This window comes from Lactococcus garvieae (genome assembly GCF_016027715.1).
Taxonomy (GTDB): domain Bacteria; phylum Bacillota; class Bacilli; order Lactobacillales; family Streptococcaceae; genus Lactococcus; species Lactococcus garvieae_A.
This window is the reverse complement of the sequence record NZ_CP065691.1, coordinates 1008624-1028048: the sequence shown is the minus strand read 5'-3', so window position 1 is coordinate 1028048 and position 19425 is coordinate 1008624. Positions and strand designations below refer to the sequence as shown.

Annotated in this window: 20 protein-coding genes; 18 read left to right on the top strand and 2 right to left on the bottom strand. The window is 37.8% G+C overall.

Features of this window, described 5'->3' with window-relative positions; all coding sequences use genetic code 11:
* The first annotated feature begins 58 nt into the window (after window positions 1-58).
* The 14 genes from I6G50_RS05090 (at window position 59) to I6G50_RS05025 (ending at window position 15727) form a co-directional block, all read left to right on the top strand.
* Complete coding sequence (locus I6G50_RS05090; RefSeq protein WP_197909373.1) at window positions 59-1087, top strand: DUF916 domain-containing protein; 1029 nt, start codon at window positions 59-61, stop codon at window positions 1085-1087.
* A gap of 8 nt (window positions 1088-1095) precedes the next feature.
* Window positions 1096-1653: a hypothetical protein gene (locus I6G50_RS05085; RefSeq protein WP_232252381.1), complete on the top strand. Its 558-nt coding sequence runs from the start codon at window positions 1096-1098 to the stop codon at window positions 1651-1653.
* A 13-nt stretch (window positions 1654-1666) separates the two neighbouring features.
* Window positions 1667-3694, top strand: coding sequence for an RTX toxin (locus I6G50_RS05080; RefSeq protein ID WP_197909371.1), 2028 nt, complete (start codon window positions 1667-1669; stop codon window positions 3692-3694).
* Window positions 3695-3708: 14 nt separating this feature from the next.
* Window positions 3709-4815, top strand: a complete 1107-nt coding sequence (locus I6G50_RS05075) for a WxL domain-containing protein (protein WP_197909370.1) — start codon at window positions 3709-3711, stop codon at window positions 4813-4815.
* A gap of 152 nt (window positions 4816-4967) precedes the next feature.
* Window positions 4968-5150: a hypothetical protein gene (locus I6G50_RS05070; RefSeq protein WP_197909369.1), complete on the top strand. Its 183-nt coding sequence runs from the start codon at window positions 4968-4970 to the stop codon at window positions 5148-5150.
* Window positions 5151-5170: 20 nt separating this feature from the next.
* Complete coding sequence (locus I6G50_RS05065; protein ID WP_197909368.1) at window positions 5171-5869, top strand: alpha/beta hydrolase; 699 nt, start codon at window positions 5171-5173, stop codon at window positions 5867-5869.
* A gap of 102 nt (window positions 5870-5971) precedes the next feature.
* On the top strand, window positions 5972-6295 hold the full coding sequence (locus I6G50_RS05060) for a DUF1801 domain-containing protein (protein WP_232252380.1): 324 nt from the start codon (window positions 5972-5974) through the stop codon (window positions 6293-6295).
* Between the two features lie 119 nt (window positions 6296-6414).
* Window positions 6415-8151 (top strand): ribonuclease J, encoded by a 1737-nt coding sequence (locus I6G50_RS05055; RefSeq protein WP_081166388.1) that lies wholly within the window; start codon window positions 6415-6417, stop codon window positions 8149-8151.
* 135 nt (window positions 8152-8286) lie between these two features.
* Window positions 8287-9609 carry a TrkH family potassium uptake protein gene (locus tag I6G50_RS05050; RefSeq protein WP_081166391.1) on the top strand — a complete coding sequence of 441 codons (1323 nt, stop codon included), beginning with the start codon at window positions 8287-8289 and terminating at the stop codon, window positions 9607-9609.
* Window position 9610: 1 nt separating this feature from the next.
* Window positions 9611-10264, top strand: a complete 654-nt coding sequence (locus I6G50_RS05045; protein WP_003135562.1) for a potassium channel family protein — start codon at window positions 9611-9613, stop codon at window positions 10262-10264.
* A gap of 191 nt (window positions 10265-10455) precedes the next feature.
* Window positions 10456-12012, top strand: a complete 1557-nt coding sequence (gene ffh, locus I6G50_RS05040) for a signal recognition particle protein (RefSeq protein WP_081166393.1) — start codon at window positions 10456-10458, stop codon at window positions 12010-12012.
* Window positions 12013-12130: 118 nt separating this feature from the next.
* Window positions 12131-13156 (top strand): AI-2E family transporter, encoded by a 1026-nt coding sequence (locus I6G50_RS05035; protein WP_197909366.1) that lies wholly within the window; start codon window positions 12131-12133, stop codon window positions 13154-13156.
* Between the two features lie 173 nt (window positions 13157-13329).
* Window positions 13330-14640, top strand: coding sequence for a ribosome biogenesis GTPase Der (der, locus tag I6G50_RS05030; protein WP_003135558.1), 1311 nt, complete (start codon window positions 13330-13332; stop codon window positions 14638-14640).
* 109 nt (window positions 14641-14749) lie between these two features.
* Window positions 14750-15727, top strand: a complete 978-nt coding sequence (locus tag I6G50_RS05025; RefSeq protein WP_197909365.1) for a CHAP domain-containing protein — start codon at window positions 14750-14752, stop codon at window positions 15725-15727.
* Window positions 15728-15763: 36 nt separating this feature from the next.
* Here I6G50_RS05025 and I6G50_RS05020 read toward each other — a convergent pair whose 3' ends face one another.
* Window positions 15764-16462, bottom strand: coding sequence for an LrgB family protein (locus tag I6G50_RS05020; RefSeq protein ID WP_003135556.1), 699 nt, complete (start codon window positions 16460-16462; stop codon window positions 15764-15766).
* The gene (locus I6G50_RS05015; RefSeq protein ID WP_197909364.1) at window positions 16462-16857 is read right to left on the bottom strand and encodes a CidA/LrgA family protein; all 396 of its coding nucleotides are present in this window, start codon (window positions 16855-16857) and stop codon (window positions 16462-16464) included. Before I6G50_RS05015 ends, I6G50_RS05020 begins: the two co-directional genes overlap by 1 nt.
* A 232-nt stretch (window positions 16858-17089) precedes the next feature.
* On the opposite strand from I6G50_RS05015, the gene rimP reads away from it, so the two are divergent.
* The 4 genes from rimP to I6G50_RS04995 all read left to right on the top strand — a co-directional run bounded on the left by rimP (window position 17090) and on the right by I6G50_RS04995 (window position 19424).
* Entirely contained in the window at window positions 17090-17566 is a 477-nt protein-coding gene (gene rimP / locus I6G50_RS05010) for a ribosome maturation factor RimP (protein WP_197909363.1), read from the top strand.
* A gap of 89 nt (window positions 17567-17655) precedes the next feature.
* Window positions 17656-18786, top strand: a complete 1131-nt coding sequence (gene nusA, locus I6G50_RS05005) for a transcription termination factor NusA (protein WP_003135553.1) — start codon at window positions 17656-17658, stop codon at window positions 18784-18786.
* Between the two features lie 4 nt (window positions 18787-18790).
* Window positions 18791-19117 (top strand): RNase P modulator RnpM, encoded by a 327-nt coding sequence (gene rnpM / locus I6G50_RS05000; protein ID WP_042753157.1) that lies wholly within the window; start codon window positions 18791-18793, stop codon window positions 19115-19117.
* 1 nt (window position 19118) lies between these two features.
* Window positions 19119-19424 carry a YlxQ-related RNA-binding protein gene (locus I6G50_RS04995; RefSeq protein WP_003135551.1) on the top strand — a complete coding sequence of 102 codons (306 nt, stop codon included), beginning with the start codon at window positions 19119-19121 and terminating at the stop codon, window positions 19422-19424.
* The last annotated feature ends 1 nt before the right edge of the window (window position 19425 follow it).

The following is a 19425-nucleotide window of genomic DNA, read 5'->3' as shown; positions in this document are numbered from 1 at the left end:
ACGCATAGTTTTGGGAAGACATAAGCTTACCGTAGATTCAAAGATAGGAATGAACTAAATGAAGAAAAAAGTTAATAAATGCTTACTCCTATTCTTAGTAATCTTTTTATGGGTACTAGTGACTGGGGAAAAAGCCTATGCTCAAGAAAATGGTGGTGCGGATTTTTCCACGAAGCCAATATTTGAAAAACATCAGACCGATGATAAGTTAGGCTACTGGCGATTAGATGTTAAAGGTGGTCAAGAAATTACTATATATATACAAATAAATAATGGTAAGAATAAAAACACATTTGATATAACTTCTAATCAGGCGATTACTAATTCCAATTTTGTTATTGATTACAGCTTGAAAGAAGAAGAAACAAAGGATTTTCTTTCTCGTTCAACAGGATTTGATTACTACCGAAATATTTCAATAGGAGAAAGTACTGGGAGTAGGGTGGTAGTTCTAGAACCTGGTGAAATAAAAAAAGTTCCAATAAAAATTAAAGTACCTAAATCTTGGGCAGATAAAATTGCAATAGGGGGTATCAATGTTACTCGCCGGGCAAATGATAAAGAAAAAAGTCAAAGTTTACTGAATATTTATAGTTCAGCTTTTGCTCTTATTCTCCAATCTGGCGCACAGGCTAAATCGTCTGATCTCTCCCTTTCTCCAGGTAAATTAAATATGGATGAGCAGTCTGTTCGTATTCAAAATAATAGTGATACACTACAAGAAAAAACAAAACTTCATGCATCAATCAAAGATAAAAGAGGGGTAATTTACTCAAGCCTAGACTATGCTTCAGGAGCAATCGTTCCCTATGCTGATGTCAACTTAGATTTGCAAATGGAAAAAAAGCTGAAAAAAGGAAATCAGTACGAACTGAACATAGAAACAGAACAGGGATCTAAAAATCTAAAAGAAGTCTATCTGCTTGAAGTAGACAATAAAGGTAGTGTTAAAGCTACACCTCAGACAGGAAAAAACAAAGAAAACAATCAACAAAAATACTATCTATGGATAGGAGTTGCTACTCTTAGTGCAACAGCAGTAGGATTAGTCTTTTATGGATTAAATAAAAGAAAAGAGAAGAAATGAAAGAAAAAATGAAATTCATTGCAGTTATTGCTTTGACTATCATTAGTGCTGTACAACTTGATAAAGTCTGTGCAGATACCCAAATCGATAACAATAATGGAAGTGCCAATACTTATATCAATGTTACTGCACCTACTACTGATAATTTATATCTCACTCTCGCTCCAGACTTTAATTTTTCTAATACAGAATCTTCTACTAGAGGCCCCATCACTGTTGCAGGAACAGAGCCATACAACATTGTCAATATTACAGGTACTACTAGGGGTTATAATTTACAGCAGAAGATAAGTAATTTTACAGCAATGATTAATGGAACTCCTACGGTATTACCTCTAAAATATTTTAAAATAAGCGTAGCAGATAATGCCACAGGCACTATTAAAGGAAATAGTGGTGTAAATGTTCTTGGGCAAGCAGGAAGAGTCTTGACTGGTCAGCCCAATGCCCAAGGGAACCAAAAGAGTGGAAATGCAACTGCGGAAATTGAATTAGATACCACGCAAGTAATAAAGCCAGGCGCTTACCAAGCAACTATTACAAACACGCTCGTTCAGGGATTATAAGGAAAGTAAATATATGAAATTCAATAAAAAATATCTAACTGCCTCCTTTATGGCGGGCATGGTCTTGACTTTGGTAGGTATGGGAGAAAAAGCAGAAGCGGCAGTATTGACCGGGAACACTGACACCAATGGAGCAGTAACTGGGACAGCAGGGGCCACTTATTATAGTACCAACAGTTGGAAAGACATGATGGATACTTATCGAGCTGTTACCCCAGGAGCAGCATCAAACAATACTGTTTATTTTAATATAGTAGGAAATGTGGCAGGGGATACCAGTATTGGGGGTTATGGCTACTCAAGTACCTCAAACACAAACAGCGGCGTTTCAATTTCAGAGGGAAAGAGCTTATCTATTAATGGAAATGGTCATACTCTTTACTTAGATTCCGACACTAATTATACAACAGCAGGTTCAGGTTCAGGCGCAGGTGCAGGCTACATTCGTGGACCTTTTCGTGTCCCCAATACTGGTGTCAGCAACTCTACGACTTTAGCAGTCAAAAATGTCTCAATCATAAATAATATAACGGGAGGGATCTTTCAGTCCGTGGGCACTGGGGGTTCAGCACCAACATTTATTTATGAAGATGTAACAGTAACGAATGGAGTGGCTCGTGCGGCAGCTCAGCCCATCCGTAATGACAATGGAAAAATATTATTTTATGGAACAAATACTTTCAATATCCAGCAAGATAATAATATGAATACTGTAGGATTGACAGGGGCCGATAATCAAGGAGAATGGATTCAGGGAGGAAAATGGGTAGAAGTTGTTACAGGTACTACCACCTTAAACCAAAACTGGGGATATGATCAACCTTACTATACCTACTACAACAATTCACATACGATGAAAGTTTCTGATGATGCTCATCTCGTTTGGAATTTAAATGATACATATTGTATGTATTACGATGATGGAAATAGTGGCCCGATGGTTTGGGATATAGGAAATGGTGCAGCTTTTGATATAAAAGGGACGGCGGCTACAGCAGCTAGATACTCTGGTGGCTGGTTCTATGGCGTAGCAAATAACTCATGGACGGTAAATGTTGGTAATAACGGTAGACTTGCTGTAACAACTGGCGGTGGAAGTATTAATGTCAACGGCTTTACAGGTACAAGAGTTGTTAACTGGAATATTGGCCAAAATGCTACCTTACTTTTGAATAATTTGAAGACATCTGGAAGCTTGGTCTATGGAAGTCCTGGAACTGGAAGTGGTATTACACTTAATGATCCAAAAGTTGTTACCCTAAACACTGCTGGTGGATCCGTATTTGACCCTACTGTTAATGCGAGTAACAATTTCCCCGTAACGATAACGGGGAATGGATTACGAACTCACGCTTCCACTACAGCAGCTACCTTTGACACCAACTTTTTAGATTTAGTCACACCAAATCAAAATAATTTAACCACCGGTGATATCTGGTATAGAAAAAATACAGGTAGAATAACGGGACTGGGAGCCACTGCAAGTTCTACTTTAATACCTAACAATTATTCAAGTTCTGATTTATTAGCGATGAAAACGGCGAAATATATCTCATGGTATCAACCTCTCGGGTTCTGGATGAATTCTGCGAAATCATCGATGGAGAGAACATTTAATGTTTCATTAAACCCTAATGATGTCAATGGAACCCCAGCTAATGGTGCTTGGTCAAACTTAATTAATGGGAATGCCAAACAAACTTTAGTTGTGGGTGATGATAGGGGTCAAAATCCTAGTTTCAACCTTACTGTAACCATGATACAGAATAATTTTGCGGACAATATTGATTACTATTGGAGTGACCCAGCAAATTCTGGAAGTAATAAAGAATTAGGTACAGGAATGGCTGTGTCAATTGCTTCAGTTACATCGGATACAACTTTACCATCTTACATTAGTATGGCTAATGCCGGCCAGGATTATACTTTAAATGTCCCCGCTACAGCAGGGATAAAAATTAAAGCAAAAAATACACTCTTGACACAATCAGGAACGCCCTCAGGGATTTTTAAATATACGATTTCAGATGGACCAGCTTAAGAGGAGGAGAAAAAATGAAACGTTTTTTTATAATGTGTGCAGTTTTATCAATCGCTCTTCCTAGTGTTGTGGGAACATATAAAGTTTCTGCAGCGGTGCCAGTTATAGCGCCTAAGGCTACGATAACTATAACAGAGAAGCTTGCAGCTAAAAATATAATTATTTCAGAAAGTGTTGCTAAAGATTTAACAAAAAGCCAACTTCAATCTCTAATGGAGGTGCATGCAGCTGATTTATCAGGCTTACAGCTTGATGGAAATACACTTAACACGGCGAATGATGGCCTAAAAGGAAAAGACTTCCTCGATATCCCTGTGACATGGACGACGACCAATGAGACGGTAAATGTACATCTTGTTGTGGTAGCAGATGAAGCAGTTATATCACCTGATGCACAGAAAGCAGTGAATGCCTATGCTGTTACGATGGGAAAAGAAGAAGCCAATGCAATTGGACTTAACAGTGATCAAGCGTCTTTAGATATTTATACTCGTGCAAAAACTTATAAATCAGATGGGACTACAAGTAAGGCAGCTTTAGATGATGCTACGTCTTATTTTAATGCATTAAAGAATGCAGAGTCCAATGACGTAATTAATATTACATATAATTTTTCTGAATCAGATAAAACTGTATCAAAAAATGTAGCAGTCACCGTTTTTAGTGGAAGTTTGAATTTCACCAGTGCGCCAGCAACCATGGATTTTGGCCAATTAAAGGTTAAACCAAGTAGTATAATCGACTTTCCTAATTATAATCAAGATGTAATCGTGACTGATACAAGACAAAGCTCGACAAATACGGGATGGACTATGTTTGTAAAAGAAAATACTCCATTAGTAGAAATAGACAACTCGGGGACAGTTGTTTCTGGTGGCCACTCTTTAGCAGGTGCTCTCTGGTTCAGTAATGATGGTGTTACCAAAACGATGCTCTCAACAAATAATGCAATCGTTCAAAGCCAAGCAAGTGGTACAAATGGTGGAATATTTAATATTAGCCAAAATTGGAATGAGACATCCAAAAAAGGAATCCATTTAGAAGTTCCTGTTACACAACAGTATGTAGCAAAATATCACGGAGAAGTAACTTGGACCCTCTCTGATGTACCAGGTAATTAATGAAAACTTCTTTTCTTTTGAGTACATGAACAAATAACTAAAGGAGCTTAAAGTAAGCTCCTTTTTTGAGTGGGAGTAGCCAATATAGATGTGAAGAATTTTTAAAAAGGGGAGAGAAAGGCTAAACTGAAAAGACATGTTATAATGAAGCCATGTTAATTGTTTTAATAATATTGATGGTGCTCATATTATTGGTTCTTATTATTAGTTTAGGTCTATTTATCTTCATTGAAAATAAAAATAGAAGTATTTGGGTTTCTCAACCAGAAGCAGATGTTTCTCTCTATCCAGAATGGTATGCTTTTATGCAAGCTGAAAAAAGGAATGGAAATTAAAAACGCATAATGGGCTTACATTGAAGGCGTGGTATCTACCTGCGGAAAAGGCTACTGATAAGACAATTTTATTAGCTAATGGTTATAAATCTGTAAGAGACCGCTATGGTGCATTTGGCTGGCTTTTCCATGACTTAGGATACAATGTTCGTATGCCAGACTATCGTGCCGGAGCTCAGAGCCCTGGAAAATATATTGGTTTTGGATGGTTAGACCGCTTAGACAATAAGGCTTGGATTGAAAAAATTGTTACTAAAAATCCTCATAGTCTAATCGCTATGTTTGGTATATCTATGGGGGCTGCGGCTACGATGATGGTTTCAGGAGAAAATCTTCCAAATAATGTTAAATGCTTCATCGAAGACTGTGGCTATGACACCGTGTGGAATGAATTGACACATAAAGCAAAGTCCGATTATCATTTACCACCATTCCCCTTAATTTACCTTCTCTCTTTTTGGTCAAAACTGTTTGCGGGCTATGATTGGAAAGAAGCATCAGCCGTCAATCAGCTGCGTAAAAATAAAAAACCGTTCTTATTTATACATGGTGATCAAGATACATTTGTTCCCCCAGAAATGGTCTATCGAAATTATGAAGCGACTCAGGGTCCAAAAGAAATCTATATTGCCAAAGGTGGGCGACATGTCAGGTCTTATGAAATAGATAAAGAAAAATACAGAGCAGTTGTGGAGTGTTTTTTAAACAAATATTTTTAATTTAGAAGAAAGCGAGATTATCTTATGTACAATGCTGCAGAAAATATAGAAGCTTACATTGCTCAAGCCCCAGATTCCCAGCTTTTGAGGCAAGTTCTATGTATGGTTCAAAATGTTTATCCAAAAGAAAAGTTCCGATACTTTGATAATGGTAAAACTTTTGCATCAATATCTCTTGGTAAAAATTTCTTTCCTAGCCCAGGATATGAAGAAGCTGGAGCAATCAATATTACTTCGCAAAAGAATTATGTAGCTATCTATTTTTATTCTGACAATCCTATATGGCAAACACGGTTGCCTAAATCAGCTGTTGGAAAAGGATGTTTACGTATAAAAAACCAAATATTTTTAGAAAAATACGAAAAAGAAGTACTCGAAATTTTAAAAAATATAAAGCTTGATAAACCGCATGATAAGGGCTGTTGACTAATATTTGATTGATTTTTTGTGAGCTTTGAGTTATACTTATAGTAAGTATTCTCGGTAGGGATTGGAATGCCAATCCCTTTTATTACGAAATAAGAAAGGTTTTAATTAATAAATAAATGGCAGATATAAAAATTACACCCTTAGGTGGTGTACGTGAATTTGGTAAAAATATGTACTTAGCAGAGGTCAACGAACAAATTTTTGTTCTTGATGCAGGTTTAAAGTATGCTGACAGTGACATGCTTGGGATTGACTTTGTTATTCCAGACATTGACTATCTAGTTGAAAATGCAGACCGTGTTGCAGGTATTTTCCTGACACATGGACATGCGGACTCTATAGGAGCTTTGCCTTATATTGTTTCAGAATTACGCGTTCCAGTATTTGGAAGTGAATTGACAATTGAGCTTGCTAAAATCAATGTACGTAACTATGATGGCAGCAAAAAATTTAAAGACTTCCACATTGTTAATGAAGAAACAGAAATTGACTTTGGTCAAGCTGTTATCTCCTTTTTCTCAACAACGCACACAATCCCAGAATCAATGGGTATTGTTATTGGTACGGACTCAGGAAATATAGTATACACTGGTGATTTCCGCTTTGACCCAGCGGTCGCCCCAGGCTATCGTACAAACATGCGTAGACTTGCTGAAATTGGTGGAAGCAATGTTCTTGCTTTGCTTTCAAGTTCGCCAAATGCTTTGTCCACAGCGCAATCAGCAAGTGAGCATGAAATCTATGAAAAAATTTACGATACGATTGATGAAGCAGCTGGTCGTGTGATTATTGCTTGTAATGCGGGTAACCTTGGTCGTATTCAACAAGTTGTTGATGCGAGTATCAAACTTGGACGCCATATCGTCTTTACTGGCCAAGATATGGATCAAATCGTTGAGACAGCAACTCGCTTGAAAAAATTGCAAATCGAAGACAAAAAAGCAATTATTAAGCCAAATGAAATCAGTAAATATGCTGATGAAGAGCTTGTGATTATCGAAACAGGTCGCATGGGTGAACCTTTAAAAGTTCTTGGCGACATGGCACATAAACGTCATAAATGGGTGAAAATCAAAGAAGGAGATGTGGCTTTTGCTGTAACAACTCCTTCGGTAGCCTATGAAACTTTGGTTGCTCGTATTGAAAATGATGTTTATCGTGCTGGTGGCGTGATGAAGATGTTAGGTGGTGACCTCAAGGTTTCTGGTCATGCTAACGCGCGTGACTTGCAGTTTATGCTTGATATTTTGCGCCCGAAAAATCTTATACCAATTCAAGGTGAATACCGTGAGTTACGTGCCCATGCAGAGTTGGCAATGGAGATGGGCATTCTTCCAGAACATATCTTTATCGCTAAAAAAGGAGAGTCTGTATCTTTCAATAATAAAGATGAGATGATTCCTGCAGGTGCTGTTCCAGCAGAAAATGTGATGATCGATGGTTCAGGTATCGGAGATATTGGTTCAGTTGTTTTACGTGACCGTAAAGTATTATCAGAAGATGGAATCTTCATAGCTGTGATTACAATCAGCAAGAGTGACCGCAAAATTGTGAGTCAAACACGTGTGCATACACGAGGTTTTGTTTATGTCAAAACATCACGTGATTTGATGAAAGATGCTGGTAATCTTGTGAATGAAACTGTGGAAAAATATCTTGCAGGATCAACTTTCGACTGGTCAGAATTAAAAGGTGCTATTCGTGATGCTCTAGGAAAATTCCTCTACAATCAAACACGTCGTAAACCAGTTGTTTTACCTGTAGTAATGGAAGCACGCGCTCCCCAAGAATTGACACGTCGTTATAAGAGTAATAAGAAAAAAGCAAACAAAAGTGCTGAAAAAGCTGAATAAGTAGTTTTCTGTCAGTTAAATTCAGGCAGGATTAGGAAAATATCATATAGTAAAGGCACGTCTTTTACTATATTTTTTTGAAAATAGAAAGCTACCCCCAGACAAATAAAAAGAGGAGAGTTAATTAAGCAAGGCATGCCAAAAAATTTAAAAAAATTAACAGCTCTACAGATTATCTTTATTGCATTCTTAACGCTTGTAATTGTTGGAGGTACTCTGCTTAGCTTACCTATTTCTTCAAAAACAGGACAGTTTACACACCCGATTGATGCACTGTTTACAGCTGTTTCTGCCACCTGCGTGACCGGGTTAACTGTAATTGATACAAGTGCCCACTGGTCTCTCTTTGGTCAAGTTGTATTGCTACTTTTGATAGAGATTGGGGGGTTAGGATTTATGACCTTGGTTGTCAGTATTTTCTTGCTACTCAATCAAAAAATGTCTCTCAAATCTCGTCTGATTATTCAAGAGTCTTATAGTTTATCTGATATTAGCTCAGGTGTGCGTGTTGTTATTAATGTCTTGATTATTTCCTTCATGATTCAGTTTTGTGGTAGTGTCTTGCTATCTTTTGCTTTTGTACCTAAGTTTGGTTTAATTAAAGGTATTTGGTATAGTGTCTTCCATGCCATATCAGCTTATTGTAATGCTGGTTTTGACTTGTTTGGAAACTCGCTGATGCTTTATGAACATTCGCCTTATGTTCTAATGGTTATTGCTTCAATGATTGTTTGTGGTAGTTTAGGATTTATCGTTATGATGGACCTGCTTAATTATAAAAAACAAAGAAAATTATCACTTCACACAAGATTAGCCCTTACAACTACAACTTTTCTTATTTTTGGTGGAATGTTGCTCTTTTTGATTTCAGATTTTGAAAGTGTAAGTAATAATCCGTTTATTTTTACCATGCAGAGTCTTTTCCTCTCAATTTCTCAGAGAACAGCTGGTTTCTCTATTCAAGAGTATCACTTGTTCAGTCAAGCCAGTATTTTTCTTACAATTATGTTGATGATTATTGGGGGGACATCTGGTTCAACCGCAGGGGGACTTAAAACCACGACCATTGGTGTTTTGGCTCTAAATGTTCGGTCTATTATTAAGCGTGACAAACATACAAGTTTTAAAAACAGAACAATTCCTCAAAGTGTAGTCAAACAAGCTTACGAGTCTGTTTTTCTCTATTTCTTTATGATGGTTATTGCAACATTTGCTTTACTTTTAACTAATCCGAGATTCCGTGTGGATCAGCTTTTATTTGAAGTTGTATCTGCGCTATCTACCGTTGGTTTGAGTATGGGAGTTACCCCCGATTTGAATGTTCCCGGAAAAATTATCGTAGGAATACTTATGTTTATTGGTCGAGTTGGGGTATTTACGATAATTTACTCTCTGAATGCCAAAGATAGTCATGAATCACTCTATAAATATCCAGAAGAAAAGGTAATGGTAGGTTAATATGAAATCATTTGTTGTTATAGGTCTGGGACGCTTTGGGTCTGCGGTTGCTAAAACTATTGCAGAAACAGAAGCAGACTTGCTTGTTATTGATCAAAGTGAAGATCGAGTCAATCTCTTTAAGGACATTGTTCCTAACGCGATTATTGCCGATGCAAAAGATGAGCGCGTGTTAGATGAGATTGGTATACAAGATTTTGATGTGGCTATTGTGGCTATCGGGGAAGATATCCAATCTTCCGTATTAGTAACAATGCTTGCTAAGGATGCAGGTGTACCACAGGTCATCACTAAAGCGGTGGATAAAAATCACTATCGTCTTTTGGAAAAAATCGGGGCAGATCGTGTTGTTCTTCCAGAGGTAGAAATGGGTCGCAAGATAGCGGAGAGCTTGATTTTTGAAAATATTAGTAATGTTGTAGACATAGCTGAAAATATTGAGTTTGCCGAAGTCAAGGTATGCTCAAGAAAAATGAACAACCGTGTTATTTCGGAAATACCTGATTTCAGCCAGTATGATTTGAATATCAGCTACGTGAAGCATATCAATGGCAAAGTGGAGATTGCTTCTGGTGATACGCGCTTGATGATTGGCGATTCCTTATTTGTTATTGGCCGACCTGAGGACATTAAGAAACTTTCGGAAGAAAATTAATTAAAAGTAGCGCACAGCAGTAAATATTCTCCGACTTAGGGCTGATTTAACTTTTAAAGTAAAAATGGTATAATAACCCTGTTTGTAAGAGATTTAAATAAAAAGCACCTTTGTCTTTACTAGTGAGAGGTGTTTGGTAGAATATGATATAATGAAATTAACTGAATAAAATAATAGGACTGGAATAAAAAATGGCTTTTGAAAATTTAACAGAACGTTTGCAAAATGTCTTTAAAAATTTGCGCGGAAAAAAGAAAATTACAGAACAAGATGTAGCGGAAATTACAAAAGAAATCCGTGTGGCTCTTCTTGAAGCCGACGTCGCTCTTCCTGTAGTGAAGAAGTTCATTAAGGCGATTCGCGAGCGTGCGATTGGAACAGAAGTTTCAGAGGCACTTAACCCTGCTCAACAAATCATCTCTATTGTCAATGAAGAATTGACTAAGATTTTAGGTGGTGGCGAAGCAGAATTACTTAAGTCACCTAAAATCCCAACTATTATTATGATGGTTGGTCTTCAAGGGGCTGGTAAAACAACTTTTGCAGGTAAACTAGCGAAAAAACTTAAAGAAGAGCAAAATGCTCGTCCAATGATGATTGCGGCCGATGTGTATCGTCCAGCAGCCATTGATCAGTTAAAAACGCTTGGTGAGCAATTAGATATTCCCGTTTACGATGAAGGAACTGCGGAAAAGCCAGTCAATATCGTTAAGAATGGTCTAGCTCGTGCTCGTGAAGAACGTAAAGATTATGTTTTGATCGATACAGCAGGTCGTTTAGAGATTGACGACAAACTGATGAACGAATTGCAAGAAATCAAGGCACTTGCTGAACCAACCGAAATTCTTTTGGTTGTTGATGCTATGACAGGTCAAGTTGCAGCTCAAGTGGCTAAAACATTTGATGAAAAGTTAGACATCAGCGGTGTAATTATCACTAAACTTGATGGCGATACACGTGGTGGTGCGGCTTTATCTATTCGTGAAATCACAGGCAAACCGATTAAATTTACAGGTACTGGTGAAAAACTGACTGATTTGGAAACATTTTATCCAGATCGTATGAGCTCACGTATCCTTGGTATGGGGGATATGCTGACGCTAATCGAGAAAGCTCAAGCGCAGTTTGATGAAGAACAGTCAATGAAAATGGCTGAAAAAATGGCCGAAAACCGCTTTGACTACAGCGATTTCATCGACCAGTTAGATCAAGTGACTAATATGGGCCCAATGGAAGAAATCATGAAGATGATTCCGGGGATGTCACAAATGCCAGGTATTGAAAATGTAAAGGTAGACCCTAAAGACATCGCCCGTAAGCGTGCTATTGTTCTTTCAATGACGCCAGCAGAACGCCAACTTGAAGCTGAACTTTCACCCGCACGTCGCCGCCGTATTGCCGCGGGATCGGGTAACAGCTTCATTGAAGTCAATAAGTTTATCAAGCAATTCAATCAATCCAAAGACATGATGCAAGGCATTATGAATGGTGATATGAATTCTATGATGCAACAAATGATGGGCGGAGCTGGCGGTAAGATGCCAAATATGAAAAATATGCCTGGGGGGACACCAGATATGTCTGCTTTAGGGGATCTTCAAGGTCTTATGGGAGGCGGTGCCTCTTCTGGAACGCCAGATATGAGCTCTATGTTTGGCGGAGGCATCAAAGGAAAAGCTACCCAATTCGCGATGAAACAAGCCATGAAACGTGCACAGAAAAAAATGAAAAAAGGGAAGAAAAAATAGTAACAAAAGATACATCCTAAGATGTATCTTTTTGTATGCTAAACATGATATAATTTAGAAACTTGAATATGTGAAAATACAACTTTTTAATAAATGGAAAGTTGAAGGATGGGGAATTATGGAACAGTATCAAAAGTTTATAAAAAATGAAAAACTCAGAAGATGGGTGGTTTTGGCATTTTTAATTGCCGTCCTCTATTTTGTGAGAAGTATACTGCCTTTGATGCTCCTTACTTTTGTCTTCAGTTACTTGGCTTACCGCTTTGTGAGTTTTATTGAAAGAAAAATAAAATTGCCGGGAAAAGTGAGTGGCTTTATTCTTTATGGGCTTATACTTTTCCTTGTTTACCTGGGTATTACGGAATATATTCCTGTGCTTATCAACCAAATCACCCATCTTGTGAATGCGGTGAGCAAGTTTTATCAGAGTAACAGCAAGGGTGAGAGTGCCTTGATGGACTCTATTTATACTCTTTTTAAGGAATATAATCTTGCGGACAAGCTTCAGAGTAGTCTGGGAACCTTAGTAAACTATTTAACGAGTTTTGGGAAAGGACTATTGATTGTCGTTTTTGCTTTTTTGATGAGTTTCTTTTTCACCATTGATCGGAATGAGACCAATAAATTTTCTAGTCTCTTTCTTAAGAGTGATTTCTCATGGTTTTTCGAAGATATTTATTATCTTGTGAGTAAATTTTTCACAGGATTTGGTGTTGTATTAGAAACCCAGTTCATTATCGCTTTAGTCAATACAGGATTAACTATCCTAGCCCTAAGCTTCATGGGTTTCCCTGAACTCTTGAGTTTAGGAGTAATGATTTTCTTGCTTAGCCTTATTCCTGTTGCGGGAGTTTTAGTATCTTGTATTCCCTTATCAATTATTGGATATTCTATTGGTGGTATACGTGATGTTATTTTTGTTTTACTAACGGTGGCTCTTATCCATGCTCTGGAGTCGTATGTGCTTAACCCGCATCTTATGGCGCATAAAACAAAAATTCCTATGTTTTATACTTTTGTGATTCTATTCTTGGGCGAACATTTTTTCGGCGTCTGGGGTTTAATTGTGGGTATTCCACTTTTCAACTTTGCTCTAGACTTACTTGGTGTCAAGGAAATACCTCTAAAAAATATCAAAAAATAATTAAAAGTGAGTTGGTTTTTCTGACTCACTTTTAAAGTGGGAAGACAGAGCTATAAAAATAGTCAGTAAAATGTTATAATTACAATGCATACTTTTTCTCTTTTACTAAAAAGAAGAAGTTGATGAATAAGGAAAATGAACTTATTACTGATAAGAAAAGGATAAAAAAATAAATGACACTACCTACAGTAGCCATTGTCGGCCGACCAAACGTCGGTAAATCGACTATTTTTAACCGTATTGCTGGGGAACGTATCTCAATTGTTGAGGACATTCCTGGAGTAACACGTGACCGTATTTATGCCACAGGTGAGTGGTTGAATAAAAAATTCTCACTCATTGATACTGGGGGAATTGAACTTTCAGATGAGCCTTTCATGACACAGATTCGTGCCCAAGCGGAAATCGCTATGGAAGAAGCTGATGTTATTGTTGCCGTTGTGGATGGTGAAACTGGAATTACTGACGCCGACGAGAACGTAGCACAAATACTTTATCGTACAGATAAACCTATAATCTTGGTTGTGAACAAGGTTGATAACCCTGAACGCCGCATGGAAATCTTTGACTTCTATTCACTTGGGTTAGGAGAACCTTACCCAGTTTCTGCTGTTCATGGTTTAGGAACGGGTGATGTACTTGATGCAATCATTGAAAACCTACCGATAGAAACAGAAGAAGAAAACCCAGATGTTATCAAGTTTAGCTTGATTGGTCGTCCGAATGTTGGTAAATCAAGTTTGATTAATGCTATTCTTGGAGAAGATCGTGTTATTGCTAGTCCCGTGGCTGGTACAACCCGTGATGCAATTGATACAAGCTTTACTGATGCCGAGGGTCAAGAATTTCTTATGATTGATACTGCAGGGATGCGGAAGTCTGGTAAAATCTATGAGAATACAGAAAAATATTCTGTTATGCGTGCGATGCGTGCGATTGACCGAAGTGATATTGTTCTCATGGTTATCAATGCAGAAGAGGGTATTCGTGAGTATGATATGCGTATTGCTGGATTTGCTCATGATGCAGGTAAAGGTATTCTTCTTGTGGTTAATAAGTGGGATACACTTGAAAAAGATAACTATACAATGAAAAAATTCGAAGACGATATTCGTTGGAAATTCAAATTCTTGGACTACGCACCTATCGTCTACGTTTCAGCTAAGACTGGACAACGTCTCCATAAGTTGCCAGATATGATTAAGGAAATTCATCATTCACAAAATCTACGTATCTCAAGTTCTGTTTTGAATGATGTCATCATGGATGCTGTAGCGATTAATCCAACACCAACCGATAAAGGTAAACGTCTGAAAATCTTCTATGCAACACAGGTTGCGGTTAAACCTCCAACATTTGTTGTTTTTGTCAATGAAGAAGAACTTATGCACTTCTCTTATATGCGTTTCTTAGAAAATCAAATCCGTAAGGCATTTGTCTTTGAAGGAACTCCAATCCATTTGATTGCACGTAAACGTAAATAATTTGAAAAGCTCGAAGGCAACTTCGATGCTTTTTATTCTAATGAAAAAATGATATGATACCAATATAATAGTAAAGAAAAGGGTTTCAATTTAAATTAAGGATAAATTTATGGATATAAGAAAAAAACGAAAGATTATTGCCATGGTATTTACAGCTATGATCTTAGCAGGAACTGGTTATGCTCATGCAGCATCAGCAGCACAAGTCAACGTTTATCGGCTCTATAACAAAGTATCAAAAGAACATTTGTATACAGCAAGTAAGTATGAGTATAATACCCTTCCAACTCTGTCTAGTGACTGGGTGAGGGAAGGAATAAACTTTAAAGAATATGACACACCAGTGAGCGGGTCAATAGCGGTGAATCGAGTATATAACCCACGATCAGGAGAGCATATATATACAAAAGATAGTTATGAAGTTAAAGTGTTAACCAGCCAGAAAGGCTGGAGATCAGAAGGTGTTGCTTTTTATGCACCACGAACTAGTACAAAACCTGTTTATCGTTTGTTTAATGCTGCAGCGGGACTAGGGGCACACTTTGTGACGGCAGATAATTATGAGAAAAATAGCTTAGTAGCACGTAATTGGAAGTATGAGGGAGTTGCTTGGTATCAAGCAGTCAATACAGGAGGCTCAGGCGGTGGAAATACAGGAGGTTCTGCTAATGATGCAGACTCTAACGCTACTGTTCCTGAAGGATATACAGCAATCAAACCTTTACCAAACTTAAGTACCTATTCACAAAATGGCACTTATCCATGGGGGCAATGTACCTGGTATACTTACTATAGAGCTAGACAATTGGGCGTAAATTTTGGAACTTCTATGGGAAATGGTGGTGACTGGCAAAAAGCAAGTGGTTACCAAGTTACCATGAAACCAAGGGCGCGTACAGCTGTAAGCTTTAGTCCAGGACAAGCAGGCGCGGACAGAACTTATGGACACGTAGCATTTGTAGAGCAAGTCAGGAGTGATGGGTCAATTCTGATTTCAGAGTCAAATGTCATAGGTCTAGGAAAGTTGAGTTATCGCACTTTTACTAAAGCTGAAGCAAGTAAGTTTCATTATGTTATTGGCAAATAAAAAAGAGTCAGTAATCTGACTCTTTTTTATCATAAATTAATAACCGAGTATTATATGAGCAACAAGTGGAGCAAAGATGACATACATAATACCAGTTACACCTATAGCCAAGGCTCCCATGGCACCTTGTACTTTGCCGAGCTCGATAGCGGTTCCTGTGCCGACAGCATGGCCTGTCCCACCAAGTACTACTCCTTGTGCCACAGGGTCTTTAATTCTAAAAAGTTTCATAAGAGGTACACCCAGTACACTTGTTAGAATACCAGTAACGACGACCACAACAACCGTTATAGTGGTTACGCCCTGCATTTTTTCAGTGATACCAATAGCCATAGCGGTTGTTACAGACTTTGGGAAAAGTGAGAGAGCAGCTAATTTTGGAAGTCCAAAAAATTTCAATAAAAGCGCAGTGATTACAGTATTAATAAAAGCTGCAGCAGCAATACTTATCAAAATCGAACGTGCATGGTGTTTCATGAGTTGAAAAGTTTTGTATAAAGGTATGCCTAAGGCAACAGTTGAGGGGCCGATAAGATCATTTAGAATACTTCCCCCTTTATAGTAATTTTCGTAAGGGATTTTCGCCACTACTAAAATTAATATAATAACTAAGGTTGCGAAGAGTAAGGGATTCGTCCACGGTTTACGTATATTTTCATTGATGCGCACACCTATAATAAAAATTAAAATTGTCAGTGTTACACCAAACAGAGGGCTTGAAGTAATTTCATTCATTATTGCATCCCCCTTTTATTTTTCAACAATTCAGGATCAAGATAATCTCCTTCATATTTGACTTTAATAAATTGCACCAGATGCCCCAAGACGAATACATTAATTGCAAGAGCAACAAGCACGATGAGAGAAATTTGCCACCAATATTCAGAAATCAAAGACCATTTGGCCATGATTCCAACTCCAGCTGGTAGGAACAAAATTGTCATGTTGTTTATCAAGAAGCTTCCAACCTCGTCCACATCAGTAAATTTTAGAACTTTAAACTGTAAGGCAAGAAACAAAAAAATCATACCAAGAATACTTCCAGGAACAGGAAGTTGTAAGCTATTTGAGAGGGTGTCCCCTACAAAGGAAAAGCCAAAAATAATAAGTAATTGAAAATAAATTTTCATATAAATCTCCTATAAATTGCACTCTTTTTATCATAGACCTTTAGTTCCAGATTTTCAAGAATTTTAAGGACGGTGGACAAAGAAAGAAATAATTTTTCAATAATTGCTTGTAGGAGAGAAATACCCCTTGACATTAAGCAAAAATATGCTATAATTATGTTAAATAAAAAACTAATAGAAAGGAGCGTTCGAGAGGACGCTCCTTCTGTGTTGTTTTCTGAAAGGAGAAAAGATGTCAGAAACCCTTGTAAAAACAGTAGAAGAATTCATCTTGCCTCACCTACCAGAAGAGTTTGAACTTGTCGATGTTGAGTGGGAAAAGCTTGGCGGAGATATGGTTTTGCGTATCTTGGTAGATAAGGCTGAGGGAATTACTATTCAAGAGACAGCAGATTTGAGTGAAATACTTTCGCCATTGCTGGACACTATTTCACCAGATCCGTTTCCAACTGAAGGCTACATGCTTGAAGTTGCGAGTCCTGGTGCTGAGCGACCATTGAAGAAGCCAGAACATTTTCAAAAAGTCATCGGTGAATATGTACTTGTAAAACTTTATCAAAAAATTGAAGGCGAAAAAGAATTTGTTGGGGATTTGCTGAAGTTTGAAGATAACACCTTGACTATAGAATATATGGATAAGGCCCGCAAGAAAACAGTTGAAATTCCTGCCGAAAAGGTATCAAAAGCCACGACTTTAGTGAAGCTTTAAAAATACCTATAAGCGGTGAGAGTCGTGCTCTCAAACTAAAATTAAAATAAAATATTTTCCAAAAAACTCAAGAAAGAGGAAAAAACAAAATGAGCAAGGAAATGCTTAACGCCTTTACAATGTTAGAAGAAGAAAAAGGCATTAAACAAGAGATTGTTATTGAAGCTATTGAGCAAGCTATTACAGCCGCTTATAAGCGTCAATACGGTCAAGCACAAAATGTGAAAGTTATTTTCGATGATAAAAAAGGAAACTTTAATGTTTACTCAACACGTGAAATAGTTGACGAAGTTTTCGACAGTCGTCTTGAAATCTCACTTGAAGATGCTCAAGAACTTAACCCACATTATGAAATTGGCGATAAAATCATGTTTGAAGAAAAGCCAAAAGATTTTGCCCGTACAGCTGCTGGTGCTGCGAAACAAGTGATTATGCAAAAAATGCGTGAAGAAGAACGCACAATCATTTACAATGAGTACAGCCGTTACAAAGATGAAATCATCATGGGTACTGTTGAAAAAGTTGATGCGCGAGCAGTATACGTTAATTTGGGTCGTGTAGATGCTCTTTTGACAGCAAAAGATCGTATCAGTCAAGAAAACTACCATGTCGGTGATAAGGTGAAAGTCTATGTTACAGATGTTCTCTTGACACCAAAAGGTACACGGGTTTTCATTAGCCGTACAGCACCAGACATGCTCAAACGCATGTTTGAAAAGGAAATTCCGGAAGTTTACGATGGAACAGTAGAAATCAAATCTGTTGCTCGTGATGCTGGTGATCGTGCTAAAGTCATTGTGGAAAGCCATGACGAAAACGTTGATGCTATTGGTACAATGGTTGGTGCTAAAGGTGCACGTATCCAAGGAATTATCCGTGAACTTGCGGGTGAAAAAATGGATATTATTGAGTACAATGCAGATAAAGCAACATTGATTGCTAATGCGCTTAAACCTGCACGTATCGAGCAAGTTGCTATCCGTGAGGATGGTTCAGCTATTGCTGTTGTTGCTCAGGACCAACTGTCATTAGCTATTGGTAAACGCGGACAAAACGTTCGTCTTGCTGCGCATGTAACGAACTGCAAAATCGATATCAAATCAGAAGAAGATTTCCAAAAGGAAATGGCTGAACTTGATGCAGTAGTCGAAGAAGTAGATGAAATTATAGAAGAAGTTGCTGAAACTGCCTCATCAGAAGAAGCAACAACTGAAGAATAAGCCTATGAAACAAAGAAAGACTCCCATGAGAAAGTCAGTAGTTTCTGGGGAACAAATCGCGAAGCGAGACCTCTTGCGTATTGCTTACAATAAAGAAGGTCAGATTTCGATTGATCCCACAGGTAAGGCCCATGGCCGTGGTGCTTATATCGCCTTATCTAATGAAGAAGCACAACTCGCTAAGAAAAGACACGTCTTTGATCGTACCTTTAGTGCAAAGATCGCGGATGAGTTTTATGACGAATTAATAAAGTATGTTGAACACCAAGTTGCTCGCCGCGAACTAGCAGAGGCTACTTATTCGGCAGACTTGGCACCGGACTACGACTAATATGGATAATACAAAACAAGTATCAAACTTACTCGGTCTCGCAAAGCGCGCAGGAAAAGTAATCACAGGAGAAGAATTAGTTGTTAAGGCCATTCAAAATGGTAAAGCAAGTTTAGTTTTTGTCGCTCATGATGCTTCAGAGAATTTGATCAAAAAAATAACCGATAAATCAAGTTACTATGAGGTAAGTGTATCACAAGTATTCTCAGTAAATGAACTGTCAATAGCAATCGGCGCTAACCGAAAAGTGTTAGCTATTGCTGATGATGGATTTGCAAAGAAAATGGAGAGCCTTATGACTAACTAAA

Excerpts from the sequence above, each read along its gene's own strand:
- rnpM (WP_042753157.1), top strand. The coding sequence starts at position 18,791 with ATGAAACAAAGAAAGACTCCCATGAGAAAGTCAGTAGTTTCTGGGGAA.
- I6G50_RS05015 (WP_197909364.1), bottom strand. The coding sequence starts at position 16,857 with ATGAAAATTTATTTTCAATTACTTATTATTTTTGGCTTTTCCTTTGTA.
- I6G50_RS05080 (WP_197909371.1), top strand. The coding sequence starts at position 1,667 with ATGAAATTCAATAAAAAATATCTAACTGCCTCCTTTATGGCGGGCATG.
- I6G50_RS05075 (WP_197909370.1), top strand. The coding sequence starts at position 3,709 with ATGAAACGTTTTTTTATAATGTGTGCAGTTTTATCAATCGCTCTTCCT.
- I6G50_RS05090 (WP_197909373.1), top strand. The coding sequence starts at position 59 with ATGAAGAAAAAAGTTAATAAATGCTTACTCCTATTCTTAGTAATCTTT.
- I6G50_RS05025 (WP_197909365.1), top strand. The coding sequence starts at position 14,750 with ATGGATATAAGAAAAAAACGAAAGATTATTGCCATGGTATTTACAGCT.
- I6G50_RS05035 (WP_197909366.1), top strand. The coding sequence starts at position 12,131 with ATGGAACAGTATCAAAAGTTTATAAAAAATGAAAAACTCAGAAGATGG.
- I6G50_RS05055 (WP_081166388.1), top strand. The coding sequence starts at position 6,415 with ATGGCAGATATAAAAATTACACCCTTAGGTGGTGTACGTGAATTTGGT.
- I6G50_RS05070 (WP_197909369.1), top strand. The coding sequence starts at position 4,968 with ATGTTAATTGTTTTAATAATATTGATGGTGCTCATATTATTGGTTCTT.
- der (WP_003135558.1), top strand. The coding sequence starts at position 13,330 with ATGACACTACCTACAGTAGCCATTGTCGGCCGACCAAACGTCGGTAAA.
- I6G50_RS05060 (WP_232252380.1), top strand. The coding sequence starts at position 5,972 with ATGGTTCAAAATGTTTATCCAAAAGAAAAGTTCCGATACTTTGATAAT.
- rimP (WP_197909363.1), top strand. The coding sequence starts at position 17,090 with ATGTCAGAAACCCTTGTAAAAACAGTAGAAGAATTCATCTTGCCTCAC.
- I6G50_RS05050 (WP_081166391.1), top strand. The coding sequence starts at position 8,287 with ATGCCAAAAAATTTAAAAAAATTAACAGCTCTACAGATTATCTTTATT.
- nusA (WP_003135553.1), top strand. The coding sequence starts at position 17,656 with ATGAGCAAGGAAATGCTTAACGCCTTTACAATGTTAGAAGAAGAAAAA.
- I6G50_RS05085 (WP_232252381.1), top strand. The coding sequence starts at position 1,096 with ATGAAATTCATTGCAGTTATTGCTTTGACTATCATTAGTGCTGTACAA.
- I6G50_RS05045 (WP_003135562.1), top strand. The coding sequence starts at position 9,611 with ATGAAATCATTTGTTGTTATAGGTCTGGGACGCTTTGGGTCTGCGGTT.
- I6G50_RS05020 (WP_003135556.1), bottom strand. The coding sequence starts at position 16,462 with ATGAATGAAATTACTTCAAGCCCTCTGTTTGGTGTAACACTGACAATT.
- I6G50_RS04995 (WP_003135551.1), top strand. The coding sequence starts at position 19,119 with ATGGATAATACAAAACAAGTATCAAACTTACTCGGTCTCGCAAAGCGC.
- ffh (WP_081166393.1), top strand. The coding sequence starts at position 10,456 with ATGGCTTTTGAAAATTTAACAGAACGTTTGCAAAATGTCTTTAAAAAT.